12 protein-coding genes are annotated in these 13,704 nt (G+C 66.2%); 4 read left to right on the top strand and 8 right to left on the bottom strand.

All coding sequences use genetic code 11. The features are described 5' to 3' along the window. Positions 1-103: 103 nt before the first annotated feature. Positions 104-1,393, top strand: coding sequence for a nucleotide sugar dehydrogenase (locus tag ACV7NN_RS05675; RefSeq protein WP_463348604.1), 1,290 nt, complete (start codon positions 104-106; stop codon positions 1,391-1,393). A gap of 9 nt (positions 1,394-1,402) precedes the next feature. On the opposite strand, the gene ACV7NN_RS05680 is transcribed toward ACV7NN_RS05675, so the two are convergent. Genes ACV7NN_RS05680 through ACV7NN_RS05690 form a run of 3 tightly spaced genes read right to left on the bottom strand, consistent with a single transcriptional unit; the run spans position 1,403 to position 5,717 of the window. Then, positions 1,403-2,923, bottom strand: coding sequence for a DUF2142 domain-containing protein (locus ACV7NN_RS05680; protein ID WP_463348605.1), 1,521 nt, complete (start codon positions 2,921-2,923; stop codon positions 1,403-1,405). A 56-nt stretch (positions 2,924-2,979) separates the two neighbouring features. After that, entirely contained in the window at positions 2,980-5,262 is a 2,283-nt protein-coding gene (locus ACV7NN_RS05685; RefSeq protein ID WP_463348606.1) for a hypothetical protein, read from the bottom strand. Further along, positions 5,259-5,717, bottom strand: a complete 459-nt coding sequence (locus tag ACV7NN_RS05690; protein WP_463348607.1) for a hypothetical protein — start codon at positions 5,715-5,717, stop codon at positions 5,259-5,261. Before ACV7NN_RS05690 ends, ACV7NN_RS05685 begins: the two co-directional genes overlap by 4 nt. 191 nt (positions 5,718-5,908) lie before the next feature. Here ACV7NN_RS05690 and ACV7NN_RS05695 point away from each other — a divergent pair, with 191 nt between their 5' ends. Both ACV7NN_RS05695 and ACV7NN_RS05700 read left to right on the top strand, forming a co-directional pair. Next, positions 5,909-6,841 (top strand): ABC transporter permease, encoded by a 933-nt coding sequence (locus ACV7NN_RS05695; RefSeq protein WP_463348608.1) that lies wholly within the window; start codon positions 5,909-5,911, stop codon positions 6,839-6,841. Between the two features lie 2 nt (positions 6,842-6,843). Further along, positions 6,844-8,013: an ABC transporter ATP-binding protein gene (locus ACV7NN_RS05700; RefSeq protein WP_463348609.1), complete on the top strand. Its 1,170-nt coding sequence runs from the start codon at positions 6,844-6,846 to the stop codon at positions 8,011-8,013. A 25-nt stretch (positions 8,014-8,038) separates the two neighbouring features. Here ACV7NN_RS05700 and ACV7NN_RS05705 read toward each other — a convergent pair whose 3' ends face one another. From ACV7NN_RS05705 to ACV7NN_RS05715, 3 genes are read right to left on the bottom strand one after another with little or no spacing between them, the layout of a single operon-like run. Further along, on the bottom strand, positions 8,039-9,052 hold the full coding sequence (locus ACV7NN_RS05705) for a glycosyltransferase family 2 protein (protein WP_463348610.1): 1,014 nt from the start codon (positions 9,050-9,052) through the stop codon (positions 8,039-8,041). After that, positions 9,021-9,950 carry an NAD-dependent epimerase/dehydratase family protein gene (locus ACV7NN_RS05710; protein WP_463348611.1) on the bottom strand — a complete coding sequence of 310 codons (930 nt, stop codon included), beginning with the start codon at positions 9,948-9,950 and terminating at the stop codon, positions 9,021-9,023. Before ACV7NN_RS05710 ends, ACV7NN_RS05705 begins: the two co-directional genes overlap by 32 nt. After that, positions 9,943-11,163: a rhamnosyltransferase WsaF family glycosyltransferase gene (locus ACV7NN_RS05715; protein ID WP_463351243.1), complete on the bottom strand. Its 1,221-nt coding sequence runs from the start codon at positions 11,161-11,163 to the stop codon at positions 9,943-9,945. Before ACV7NN_RS05715 ends, ACV7NN_RS05710 begins: the two co-directional genes overlap by 8 nt. 172 nt (positions 11,164-11,335) lie before the next feature. On the opposite strand from ACV7NN_RS05715, the gene ACV7NN_RS05720 reads away from it, so the two are divergent. Beyond that, complete coding sequence (locus ACV7NN_RS05720) at positions 11,336-12,250, top strand: glycosyltransferase family 2 protein (RefSeq protein WP_463348612.1); 915 nt, start codon at positions 11,336-11,338, stop codon at positions 12,248-12,250. On the opposite strand, the gene rfbA is transcribed toward ACV7NN_RS05720, so the two are convergent. Beyond that, positions 12,223-13,086 carry a glucose-1-phosphate thymidylyltransferase RfbA gene (rfbA, locus tag ACV7NN_RS05725; RefSeq protein ID WP_463348613.1) on the bottom strand — a complete coding sequence of 288 codons (864 nt, stop codon included), beginning with the start codon at positions 13,084-13,086 and terminating at the stop codon, positions 12,223-12,225. The two genes, ACV7NN_RS05720 and rfbA, sit on opposite strands and share 28 nt — an antisense overlap. A 5-nt stretch (positions 13,087-13,091) precedes the next feature. After that, positions 13,092-13,703, bottom strand: a complete 612-nt coding sequence (locus ACV7NN_RS05730; RefSeq protein ID WP_463348614.1) for a dTDP-4-dehydrorhamnose 3,5-epimerase family protein — start codon at positions 13,701-13,703, stop codon at positions 13,092-13,094. Position 13,704 lies beyond the last annotated feature (1 nt).

A 13,704-nucleotide genomic window follows, 5' to 3' on the forward strand; every position in this document is an offset into this window, starting at 1 on the left:
CCCGAAGCGTGGAGCGCTCTCGTTCGTTCGCGCCATCAGTCACGAATAGGATTGAAAGCCTAGACAATATCGGTGAATGACGTATTCAGGGACCACTTCGCACATGAGAATCGCGGTTATCGCACTGGGAAAGATCGGACTTCCGCTTGCGGTCCAGTTCGCGACGAAAGGCCACGAGGTCGTCGGTGTCGACGTCAATCCGCGAACCGTCGAACTGATCAACGCGGGCGTCGAGCCGTTCCCCGGCGAGACCGACCTGGCCGAGCTCCTCTCCGGTGTGGTCGCCTCGGGCAATCTGCGGGCGACGACCGACTACGCCGATGCCGTGCCAGACGCCGACGCCGTCGTCATCGTGGTCCCGCTCTTCGTCGACCTGGATGCCAGGCCCGACTGGGGCTGGATGGACGCCGCGACGAAATCCCTCGCCGCGACGCTCACCCCCGGCACGCTCGTCTCCTACGAGACCACGCTCCCCGTCGGCACGACGCGCACCCGCTGGAAGCCGCTGATCGAATCGGTGTCCGGCCTCGTCGAGGGCGAAGACTTCGACCTGGTGTTCTCTCCCGAGCGCGTGCTGTCCGGTCGCATCTTCGCGGATCTCCGCAAGTATCCGAAGCTGATCGGCGGGCTCTCCGCCTCGGGCGCCGAGAAGGCCACGCAGTTCTATCGCGAGGTGCTCGACTTCGATGAGCGCGCCGATCTGGCCCGGCCGAACGGCGTGTGGGACCTCGGCTCGGCGGAGGCCGCGGAGTTCGCCAAGCTCGCCGAGACGACCTACCGCGATGTCAACATCGGCCTCGCGAACCAGTTCGCACGATTCGCCGAGCGCTCGGGGATCGACGTCTACCAGGTGATCGAGGCGTCGAACTCGCAGCCGTACAGCCACATCCACCGTCCTGGCATCGCCGTCGGCGGCCACTGCATCCCCGTCTACCCCCGCCTCTACCTCTGGAACGATCCGGAGGCCACGATCGTGAAGGCGGCACGCGAAGCGAACGCAGCGATGCCGTCGCACGCGGTTTCGATGCTCGAAGGCGCCTACGGCTCGATCGACGGGGCGCGCGTCGTCGTCCTCGGTGCCGCCTACCGCGGCGGGGTCAAGGAGACCGCGTTCTCCGGCGTCTTCCCGACGGTCGACGCCCTCCGGTCGCGCCACGCCGTGCCGCTGGTCCACGACCCCCTGTACACCGACGACGAGCTGCGCGCACTCGGCTTCGAGCCGTATCACTTCGGTGACGCGATCGACGCGGCGATCGTGCAGACCGACCACGCGGACTACCGCACGACCGGTCCCGCCGACCTGCCTGGCGTCAAGGCCTTCATCGACGGGAGGCGTGTGAGCGCTCCCGACACATGGCCGGGTGTGACCTACCGCGTGATCGGTGTCGCCTAGGCGATCCGTTCAGACGGTTACCGCTGACCGTCGTTCGCCGACGATCACGTCGTCCGGAAGGCGACGCGCCGACGCCTGCCAGAGCGCGATCGCGACGGCGGCCGCGAACGCAAGGCTTCCGATCAGCCACACGATGGTGGGCGACACGGGCGTGTTCCACCACCAGCGCACGGAATGGTTCAGGTTGAAGCTATGCATTCCCGGACCGGTGATGTAGCGCGCCATCGTCGTGTGGAGGGCGATCGTGTTGGCGATCGCGACGGAGATGATGACGACCAGGGTCTGAACCCGTGTGAAGCGGATCAGTCGCGGGCCGGCCTGCAGCAGGGCGATCCCGGCGAAGATGATGACGAGCGGCATGATGTACCGGGGCTGCACCTCCTGGCCGACGGTCGCGTGGCCTTTGTACAGGATCCACGACGGAATCGCCACGAGGAGCACACCCATTCCCGCGAGCGCGATGATCTTGCGCACCGTGATCGAGATCAGCCCGGTGAACGTCACCGCTCCGAACGCGAGGATGCCGAGAACCGGGACGACCGCCGGCATGAGGACGTCGAGCCAGCCGAGGCCCCAGGTGCCGAGTACTCCTGCCCAGAGGCTGGGCACCTGCAGGAGATTGTTCCAGACCAGCGAGAGGCCGCCGGCACCGCTGGCGGCGTGCTCGCCGGACAGGCCCCCTGACGCGACCGACGACTGGTTCGCCGACAGGTAGAAGGCCGCGGCGACGATCACGAAGACGACAGGAACGAGCGCCTTGAGCAGAAAGGCCCTGGTCCGTTCGAAGGTCATGAAGACAGCAACCCCTACGGCGATCACCCCGTACACGGCGGAGTCCGCGCGCGCTCCTGCTCCCATGATCAGGGAGACGGCAGCGAGGACACCGAGCACGATGCTGCGCCAGCCGCGTTGCTCGAGATAGCCGACAAGAGCGAGCCAGAGCGTGCCTCCCGAGATCACCGCCCACGCACTCGGATTGTTGGACGCGACGAGGAACGCACCGAGCGGCACGATGACGATGGACCACGCCCACAACAGTGTCCGCCGCCTGCTGGGGCTGAGAAGGAAGTACAGCAGTGAGCTCAGACCGACGAAGAGGACGATGTTGACGATGCGCATGACGAGGGCTGCGACCGTGTAGTTCGTGCTGGCGAACAATCCCATGAAGGCGTAGTACACGGGCGGGTAGGTTCCAACGAAGTTGCCGCGCGTGGTGGCGATCGACGAATCGGGGGCGAGCCCGTCGACCGGGCAGGTCTCCTCGCTTCCGGCGAAGTGTCGGTCGCAGTTCGTCTGGCCGACCGCATACGGCACGACCCGCTGCTCGGGGTGGCCGGGAACCGACTCGCAGAGCCCCGGGCGATCGCCCAGACCGCACCAGATGCTCGTCAGGTGGAAGTCGTCGTCCGGGCTCGAGCCGATCGGTGAGGCGACAGCCCAGCACAGCAGCGCGATCAGGGCGAGAACCGGGACGAGAACGATCGACCGGAAGCGCGTTGCACGCTTCGAGGCGGTTTCTGGGGTGGGCACCAGAGAAGCCTAGCGCCAGCTTTCTGCGGGAATGCCAGCCGGCGCACGGCGCTCGCTCACACGGCGGGTCCGGTCGGGATCACCTGCCCGAACTTCGCCAGGACGTTCAGGAAGGGCGCTCCCTTGCTGAGCGCGACGTACTTCGCCCACGTGGTGATCGGGCGCTTCTTGCCGGCGTCGAGGAAGTAGATCGACCCGTCCGGCGTGCGGATGAACGCCGTCGCGTTCGTGCCGACCTTCAGCAGCTTGCAGGTGAAGGCGTCGAGCTGCATGTACGCGAACGGATAGGCGGGCTGCAGGTCGGCGCTCACGGCGTGCAGCGACCCGCCCGCGCTCACGTAGTTCTGGGTTCCGCACGTGACGCCGAATCCCAGCAGCCCCGGTGCCAGCGCATAGGCATCGAGTCTGGCCTGGGTCGTCATCGTCCAGGTCGTGATGCCTGCCGCGGTCGTGTAGTTGAAGTCGGACAGCGGGATCTTGTTCGTCACGCCGTTGACCAGATACACGGTCGCATTGGTCGGCGTGCGCACGAGTGTGCCCGCCGTGAGCGCCACCGGTCCCGTGGGCAATGCGGCGACCAGTGCATCCGGCACCGTCTTGATCGTCGGCGCCTTGCCCCCGTTGAGCGCCAGGAGCGACTCCCACGCCCCGACCGGGAGGATCTTGTCTGTCATGACGATGTAGACGGTCGCACTCGACGCCGTTTTGATCGACGCGCCCGCTGCGACGTCGCCGACGACGGGACGCGCATCCAGGAACGCCTGCGGCACGGTGACCGCCGGCAGGGCGGCCGAGCCGCTCCAGGTGAACCGTCCGGCGGCGGTGACGATCGACACGGGTCCGGTCGGCGCGGCCGTCACGATCCCGGTGAAGCCGGTGGCGCCGGCGGGGATCTTCGCGAGGCTCGCCGTGCTGAGGCTCCCTGCCGCGCTCTTCGGCAGCCCGACGGCCGCCACAGTGTTGGCAGCGACGGGATAGCGGGCCGCGTTTCCGAGGTACGAGTAGTTGGACGTCCCGCGCTCCGAGACGAAGACCGAGTCGCGAATCACGGGGTTGCCGTACGGCAGCGTTGCGACGGCGTACTCGGTGAGCACGTTGAAGCCGGCGGGAAGTCCCGCCGCGGCCTGCGACTGGTCGTCGAGGATCTCGCGCTTGGTGCCCGCCGTCACGTAGTACCTGGCACCCGCCGTCGTGCCGAGGATCGGCCCCATGTTCGGCCCGGGAGCGAAGTGGCTCAACTGCTCGTCGGTCAACTGCACGAAGCCGGACACGTCGCATTTGCCGCCGTAGTCGACGACCAGTCCGCACGACGTGAACGGCAACTTCAGGCCCGCGTCCGTGAAATAGATGGTGCCGCCCGGAGAACGGATGACCCTCCCGGCGAGCTGCATCGTCTTGTAAGCGCTCAGGTACTGGGCCGAGACGTAGCCGATCTGGCCGAGCGGCGCATACGCCGCCAGCATCTGCGCGTTCGCGATCGGGTACTTGTTCGTACCGGAGACCAGGTAGACGGTCGAGTCGGTGACGGTGCGCAGCAGGCTCGTGCCGGAGATGGTCGATCCGAACCAGTCGGTGTAGATCCGCCAGAAGTTCCTGTTGCCGTAGGAACTGCAGCCGTCACCGGTTCCGTACAGGTTCGCGAGGGCTGCAGCGTTCGGCTGGTATGGCGTGTAGTTGTACAGGCCGGCCGTCGCCTGGTTCTGGATGAAGACGTTGCTGGAACCGCAGGCAGCGTTCGGGCTGAAGCGCACCGCGTTCACCCGCCCGGCGACGTGGTTCCAGCTCGCGGGGGTCGCCGCATACCGCTTGAACTGGAGCGCGGCGTTGTAGACCTGGTTGAAGAAGCCGTAGTACTGCGTATCGCACACGGATGTGTCCGGGCATCCGTATCCTGTCGCCGAACGGTACTGCCCCGAGCCGGGGAAGTCGTCCGTGATGAGGCTCTGCTCCTTCTCGAGCAGCACGATCAGGGCCTTCTGGCTGATGCCGCAGGCGGCGCCGACTTTCGCGATGATCGCCGAGGCTGGCTCATTCGCCGCGCCGGTGTATGCGGCGCACCGTCCGGCGACGGCGGCCTTGGACGACGTCGTCTGGCGGTAGTCCTTGAGGCACGTGTAGCCGGAGCGGCAGGTTCCGACCTTGCCGTTGAGGAAGGTCTGCACGTCGGAGGCGCTCAGGACGCTCCCGTCGAAGAACAAGGCATCGCTGATGATGTCGCCGGGATCGAACTGCCTGCCGTCGGCGGCCTGGGCGGCCGGCTGCTCCGAGCGGACGGCACTGATGACCGTGACTGCGAGCGCGATCGCGAGGCCCGCCGCCAGGAGTCGGAAGGGTTTCACGGGATCTCCACACTCACGGGCTCTGACACCACGGTTCTCTGGGACACGGCGGTGTACGTCAGAACGACGTTCCACGTGCCGCGGGACAGTTTCTCGATCGGGGTGATCCCCTGGCCGCACGACGTCGTCGAGGTGTCCGCCTGACCGATCGTCGTCGTGGTCACGCTGGAACTCCCGGACGTGAGGGTGAACGCGCAGGATCCGCCGTCCTCGATGATCCCGTCCACATAGCCGGAGGTCGTCACGGCCTTCCCGTCCGCATCGTCGGACGCGACGACGATGACGGCGTCCGGCTCAGCCGTCGGTGTCGGCGTCGGAGTGTTCGACCGCGACGTGGCCGACGGTGCCCTCGAGTCCGTGGGCAACCCGATCCCACCGGACGTACAGCCGGTGAGCGCGAGAGTGAGCAGCGCGCAGGAAGCGATAGCGCGCGCACTCCACCACCGTGTTGTCATCGGGTCCCCGTGAGTTCGTGCCGCTCGGTCGGTGCGGCTTGATCAGGCTATCGTTCCGGCGCGCGCGGACCGTCTCACAACACGTACAGATATTTCCCTTAGAATCAAGCCTGTCTGTTCGTCGAACGGACTGTGAACCCGAGAACGAAGGCACCGCGAACGCGTCGGTGAGGCGAGTGACAAGTACAGCTATGACCACTATGGACGCAGAGGCTCAGGAGCGCGCGTCCCGAATCGCCGTACTTCCGATGCAGCACGTCGGCCAGAAGACCGGCTTCATCACGGGTACGGGCAAGTCCTTCGCGGAGATCTGGGGACGGCGCGAGCTCCTCTGGCTGCTCGTGCGCCGCGAGATTCGTGCGCGCTACAAGGACAGCTCGCTGGGCATCGTGTGGAGCCTGGTGCGTCCGCTCGTGCAGCTTCTCATCTATTACTTCGCGATCGGCCAGATCCTCGGCGCTGCGCGCGCCGTGCCCGATTTCGCCATCTTCGTGTTCATCGGCCTGACCACGTGGGGACTCTTCGCCGAGAGCGTGTCGAGCATGACGACCTCGATGGTCTCGAACGCCGGGCTGGTGAAGAAGGTCTACCTTCCGCGCGAGATCTTCCCGCTCAGTTCGGTGGGAGGCGCGATCTTCAACTTCGCGGTCCAGGCCGTCGTGCTGCTGGTCGCCATCACGTTCCTCGCATCGTTCCCCAGTGACGGCCGGCTCTGGTTCGCGCCGGTCGCGATCGTCACCCTCATCGTCTTCTCGACGGCTGTCGGCCTCGTGCTGTCCGCGGTCAACGTCTACCTCCGCGACACGGAGCACCTTGTCGAGATCGCCCTCGTCGTGCTCTTCTGGGCCTCCCCGATCGTGTACTCGTTCACGTTCGTGCACAAAGCCCTTCACGGCAACTGGCTCGAACAGCTGTACCTCGCCAACCCCGTCACGATCTGCATCATCGCCATGCAGAAGGCGCTGTGGGCTGCGGGAAGCGAGGCGACCGGGTCCTTCACCCAGGCCTGGCCCGATCACCTCGAGCTGCGTCTGGCCATCACGCTCGTCGTCAGCCTCGTGCTCGTGTGGCTCGCCCAGCGCATCTTCTCCCGCCTTCAGGGCAACTTCGCACAGGAGCTTTAACCATGACCTCACCGATCCTGGTCAGCGTCGATGACGTCTCGAAGCGCTTCGTCCTGCACAAAGACAAGTCGCTGAAAGAGCGACTCGTCAACTTCAAAGCGTCCCGCAAGCACCGCGAGGACTTCTGGGCGCTCCGGAACGTGAGCACGGAGATCGAAGTGGGCTCCACCGTGGGACTGGTCGGCCACAACGGCTCGGGCAAGAGCACGCTCCTCAAGATCATGGGCGGCATCCTCCAGCCGAGCGACGGGTCCGTCGCCCGGCGCGGCCGCATGGCGGCCCTCCTGGAGCTCGGGGCCGGCTTCCACCAGGACCTGACCGGTCGCGAGAACGTCTACCTCAACGCCGCGATCCTGGGCCTGTCGCGCGCCGACACCGACCGCCATTTCGACGAGATCGTCGAGTTCTCCGGCATCGAGTCGTTCATCGACACCCAGGTCAAGTTCTACAGTTCCGGCATGTACGTCCGGCTCGCCTTCGCCGTCGCGGTGCACGTCGATCCCGACCTGCTGCTCGTCGACGAGGTGCTCGCCGTCGGGGATGAGCCCTTCCAGCGCAAGTGCATGGACAAGATCTCGCAGTTCCAGAGCGAGGGCCGCACGATCGTCCTCGTGAGCCACTCCGCCGACCAGGTGGGCAACCTGTGCGACCGCGTGCTCGTGCTCCACGGCGGCATCGTGCAGCACGACGGCGACCCGGCCGAAGGCATCCGGATCCTGCGCAACGGCTACGAGGAGGACCGCCTCGCGTCGAACCGGCGCCACGGCACCCTTCGCGACGACTTCCCCTACCTGATCGACGACGTCCGTGCACGCATGGATGTGCGCGACGGCCGGTCGGACCTCACGCTGACCGTCGAAGTGGACATCCGCAAGCCCGTCCCCGACTGGGGAATGGGAATGTCGATCGACACCCCGCTCGGAACGCGTCTCTACGAGGCCACGACGTGGGACACCAACGTCGCGCTCCCCAACGCCAAGGGCAAGCACGTGCTCACGATGACCTTCCCGGATGTGCGGATCGGAACGGGGAAGTACCTGGTCAATGTCGGTCTCGGTGACCGTACCGGCCGCAACTTCGACCAGGCGCCGGCCGCGGTGAGCTTCGACAGCCCGAGTGGCGCAATCGGCCACGGCATCCTGCGCCTGTCGCCGACCCTCACCATCGAGTAGTCGCGCCGCAGCGGGCGGGCACCCTTCACTTCTTGCGGGAATGCTCCAGCGAACCCGCCCGGATGGCGTCGGGGTCGTCGAGGTCGACCAGCGTCGACCTGCGGTAGCTCTCCCACTTGGTGACCTGGTAGGCCGGATTCAGTGCGAGCCAGTAGAGCTTGCGCTTCCAGCCGAAGTCCGGGTCGCGCACGATGCGCAGGCTGTCGCCGGCGATCCCCCGCACGGTCAGGCGGAGGCGTCCCTTCGTGCTCAGCGGCTGGATGGGCGTCCCGATCTGGCGCAGGCCGACGGTCTCGTCGAAGATCCGCTGCCGGTACTCGTCGCGGGTGAGGTCGTTCGAGTGCTCGACGCTCGCCCGGGGCGCGTACGCCTTGCGGTATCCCGCCTCGATCAGGTCTTTGCCGAAGAGCTGGTCCTCCGCGTAGCGCACGTCGCGGTACGGGATGACATCGAGGAGGAAGCGGCGCCTGGCGGCCGAGTTCACATCGGAGTAGAAACTGATCGCCCCGAGCACGCCATCGTCGGTGACGAACGAGTCCTTGTAGAAGACGGACGTGCCGAAGTCCGGGCCGAAGTTGCGGAAGACGCCCTGGATCTCGTACTTCTGCAGGGGGAACGCGCCACGGCGGGGAACCTGCTTGCCCATGACAGCGACGATCGAGGGGTCGATCGCGAACGGGGCCAGCAGCTCGCGCAGCCACGTGTGGTCGACGGGGATCGCGTCGTGGGTGAGGAAGGCGATGAACTCGCCGCGTGCCAACTCCGCCGCGAGGTTGCGGGTGCGGCCGTGACCGAATTCGCTGTTCGGGATCTGGTGGAGGCGGACGTGCGGGAACTCTGCGACGATGCCGAGCGTCCCGTCGGTCGATCCGGAGTCGATCACGAGGATCTCGACCTCGCCGTCCACCTCCTGGGCGCTGACCTGCTCGAGGATCCGCCGAAGGTAGGTCTCGCCGTTATAGGTGAGGATCGCGACCGTGGCGAGCGGCGTCGCAGACGACGACGTGTCAGCGGTCGGTTGCGGATCGGATTTCGTCATAGGTCCGGCGTATCCCTTCATCCATCGGCGTCATCGGCACCTCGCCGAACTCCGTGCGGAACCGCGCGGTGTTCAGCACCACGGTGTCGACGAACGTCGGCGGCTTGGGGCGTTCCTCGACCGCGAAGTCGGCCCCGACGACGCGGCGAAGCGATTCCAGGACTTCGTTGACGGTCGTCCCCGTCCCGCTGCCGACGTTGTACAGACCGTACTCGGTCGCGCGCCCCAGGACAGGGACGAGCATCCTCACCAGGTCTTCTACGTACACGTAGTCACGGACCATCGACCCGTCCCCGAGCCGGATCACCGGCCGCCCGAGCGCGATCTGCCGCAGCGCGATCGGGATGAGACCCTGCTTGCGGTTGGGGTGCTGCCGGGTTCCGTACGGGTTCGAGACCCGGAACGAGGTCGACGCGAGACCGTGCTTGGTCTTGAAGTACTGCAGGTAGTGCTCGATCGACAGTTTTCCGATGCCGTACGGCGAGATCGGCAGGGCGCGGTCGGACTCGGAGTACTCCGCCTTGCCCTGGGGCCCGTAGATGGCGCCTCCGGTCGAGGTGAAATAGAGATGGCCGACGTTGGCGTCGACGCAGGACTCGAGGAGTTCGACTGTCTGCGCGACGTTGGTGCGGATGTCCAGGGTCGGATCACTCTCGGCGGTCGCGGGGGTCGTCGTCGAGAGGGCGTGCACGACGAAGTCCATGCCCTGCACGGCAGCTTCGAGGTCGGACCGGCTGAGGAACTCACCCTGCATGATCTCCACGTCGGTGGCGGCGAAGGTCGGGGTGCGGGAGCTGAAGCGGTCGAAGGCGCGGACCTCGTGGTCCGCGGCGACGAGCGCATCCACCAGGTGCGAACCGATGAATCCGTTCGCACCGATCACGAGGGTCTTAGGCACTCATCACCCTTTCGAACGCTTCGACGAACTGTGCCCCTGAGTCCGCCCAGTCGACGTTGGCCAGCGACTTGGACATCGCGATCGATCGCTCGACTGCATCGGGCCGATCGATGATCTCCGCCATCGTCCTCGCGATCGCGAGCGGCGACGCCGGCACGTATTCGATGAACGGGTTGTCGGAGACGAGGCGGTTGTTCGGCGCATCGTTGACGACCGGCGTGACGCCACTGGCCATCAACTCCAGCGGGAGGAGCGACATGTTCGTCAGCGAGAGCACGAGGCCGGCGGCGCACCGGTTGTAGACATTGTTCAGCTTCGAGATGTCGAGGCTCGCGAGGTTGTTGTATGTGAACGGGATGTCCCAGTTCGATACGTTCCATCCCGCGAGATTGATGGTGACGTCCGGTTTCATCGATGCGAAGTCGGACAGCGCGAGGATGCCGAACTCGAACGCGCGACGCGCGGTCACCGGTCTGGCGTAGAAGAAGACCTCATTGCGGCGGCTCGTGTTCGTCACGCTGTAGTGGGTCTTGTCGACGGCGAAGTCGAACTGGTCGGTGCTCATTTCGTACTCGGCATGGAGTTTGTGAGCGAGCCACCCGCCGGCGGTGATCCCGTGGAATCCGAACCTGTAGGTATTCTCAGCGAGGACGTACTCGGTGCCGACCGGATAGAACATCGGCTCGAAGTCCTGCACGAAGTAGAACCGCTTCGCGCGGGACGTGTCGAGGTAGGCCGGGTACGCAGTCTCCCAGCCCGTCGCGAAGAGCGCCTGCGCGGAGTCGTGCACGCCGGAATCGCGCTCGTACATGCGGATGTCGGCAGCGAGGTTCGGATACGCCGCCGACCGCTCGAGCATGGATCGCACGTCGGGGATGCTCACGCGGTCGCTGGACGACGTGTACAGGTATATGGTGCAGCGGTGGCCGGCCTTCTCGGCGAAGTCGATGAACCGGAACAGGTTCTGGTGCCCGCCGCTCTCCCGGCCGGGAGGCGACATGATCCAGGCGATGTCGACGGGTCCTTCGCGCACGGTGATCTGGTCTTCGAGCTGCGGTGTCTGCTTCGTCCAGTCGACACGGGCGGCATCGTCGTTGCGCACGAGCATGAGCGTCGTCATGGGCATGAGCATCCGGTGCGCTTTGCCGAAGAGACGGGCGAGGAACATGCGTGCACCTTCGGCCCGGAGGACCCGGAAGCCCTTGACGATCATGCTCACGTTAGTTCCTCATCCATCGATCCGTACACGGGCGGGCATATCGGCCACCCCGGGCAGCAACCCAGTGTAACAACGTCGTCACGGCTCAATCTGGGCATCAGCGCCCGGTCGGCGTCGCCCGGGGCTCGCAGGGAGCCCACCGACGAGCGGGATAAGATGGGCCGCGATGTCCGCAACCCCCCTCGATTCCGTCGCCATCGTCACGGTCACCTACAACTCGAGCGGCGCCCTCGAACCGTTCCTCGCATCGGTGCGGGCCAGCGAGCCGGAACCCGTGACGGTGATCGTCGCCGACAACGATTCCGGGGATGCAGACGAGTCGCGACGGATCTCCGAAGCCCACGATGCTGTCTTCCTCGAGGTCGGCGCGAACCTCGGTTACGGCGGGGCGGTCAACACCGCGGTGCGCAGTCTCGGTCTCGATACGAAATACATCCTGGTCTCCAACCCCGACGTCGAGCTGGGGGCAGGCGCACTGAGCATCCTCAGCGCGCGCCTCGACGCCAACCCCGGTGCGGCGGCGGCCGGGCCCCGCGTACTCAACGCCGACGGCACCACGTACCCGTCCGCGCGCAGGCTGCCCTCGCTGCGGACCGGTGTCGGCCACGCGCTGCTGACGGGCGTGTGGCCGCGCAATCCGTGGACGCGCGCGTACCGTGCAGACGAATCGGTGCCGGGTGAGCGCGCTGTCGGCTGGCTGAGCGGATCGTGCGTGCTGCTGCGCCGCAGCGCGTTCGACGCCGTCGGCGGGTTCGACGAAGGCTACTTCATGTACTTCGAAGATGTGGACCTCGGATTCCGGCTCGGACGGGCGGGCTGGTCGAATCTCTACGTTCCGAGCGCCCAGGTCGTCCACACCGGTGCCCACTCGACGGCCACCGAGTCCACTCGGATGCTCAAGGCGCACCACGACAGCGCCTACCGGTACCTGCAGAAGAGGTACCCCGGTGCGATCCTCGCTCCCCTGCGCTGGTCGCTGCGGGTCGGCCTGACGGTCCGTTCGCGCATCGTCACCCTGCGCGTGGAACGGGCGCAGCGCCGCTCCCTGCAGGCTCAGGCGCCGAGCAACCCTTCGAGATAGGTGCCGTAGCCGCTCTTCACGAGCGGTTTCGCGAGTTCGGAGAGGCGCTGGTCGTCGATCCAGCCGGCACGCCAGGCGATCTCCTCGATGCAGCCGACCTTGAAACCCTGCCTGTCCTCGATGACGCGTACGTACTCGGATGCCTGCATCATCGACTCGAACGTCCCGGTGTCGAGCCAGGCGGTGCCGCGGTCGAGGACTTCCACCTGCAGCGATCCGGAGTCGAGATAGCGCTCGTTCACCGTCGAGATCTCGAGTTCGCCGCGCGCGCTCGGAACGATCGTCTTGGCGATCTCCACGACCGAGTTGTCGTAGAAGTAGAGACCGGGGACCGCGTAGTTGCTCTTCGGTTTCAGCGGCTTCTCCTCGATCGAGAGCGCCTTGAAATCGTCATCGAACTCGACGACGCCGTATGACCGCGGGTTGCTCACGTGGTAGGCGAAGATCAGAGCCCCCTCGATCTCGCTGTGATTGCGCAGCGACGACCCCAGCCCTGCCCCGTGGAAGATGTTGTCGCCGAGCACGAGGGCGACGGTCTCGTCGCCGATGAACTCCTCCCCGATGATGAAGGCCTGCGCGAGGCCGTCCGGTGACGGCTGCACCGCGTATTCCAGACGCATCCCGAGCTCCGAGCCGTCTCCGAGAAGCGCCTGGAACTGGTCGTGGTATTCGGGGGTCGTGATGATCAGGATCTCGCGGATACCGGCGATCATCAGCGTCGACAGGGGGTAGTAGATCATCGGCTTGTCGTAGATCGGCATCAACTGCTTGGAGATGCCTTTGGTGATCGGCCACAGCCGCGTGCCGGATCCGCCGGCCAGGATGATTCCGCGCATGTCGCTTACTCGCCTCCCGCGTTCAGGGTCGCATAGTACGCCCGAGCCTGTTCCCACGTCGGCAGAAGCCCTGATTCTGCGGCCTCCGCCAGCCCAGGGGCGTCCGTGTCCTTCGGTGAGAGGAGGAGTTCGCCGGCCGCAGCGGGGAACTCGAGAGCCACGTCGGGATCGAGCGGGTTGATGCCGTGCTCGCGCGTCGGGTTGTAGACATCGGTGACGAGATAGCTCACGGTCGCGTCGTCGGTGAGCGCGACGAAGCAGTGGCCGAGGCCCTCGCCGACGTAGATCGCCCGGCGATCGCTGTCGTCGAGCAGCACGCTGTCCCAACGGCCGAACGTCGGGGATCCGACGCGGATGTCGACCACGAAATCGAGCACCGCGCCGCGCTGCGCGGTCACGTACTTGGCCTGGCTCGGCGGGATGTCCGCGAAGTGGATGCCACGGACGGCTCCGCGTCGAGAGACCGACGTATTCGCCTGCTTCAGGTCGAGCGAGTGCCCCACGGCCTCCTCGAGCCGATCGAACCGGTACCACTCCAGGAACAGTCCGCGGTCGTCCGGGAACTGCCGCGGGGTGATCTCGTAAGCGTCTGGGATGGCGAGTTCGCGGATTTGCACC

This window comes from Leifsonia sp. Ger2509 (assembly GCF_055231915.1).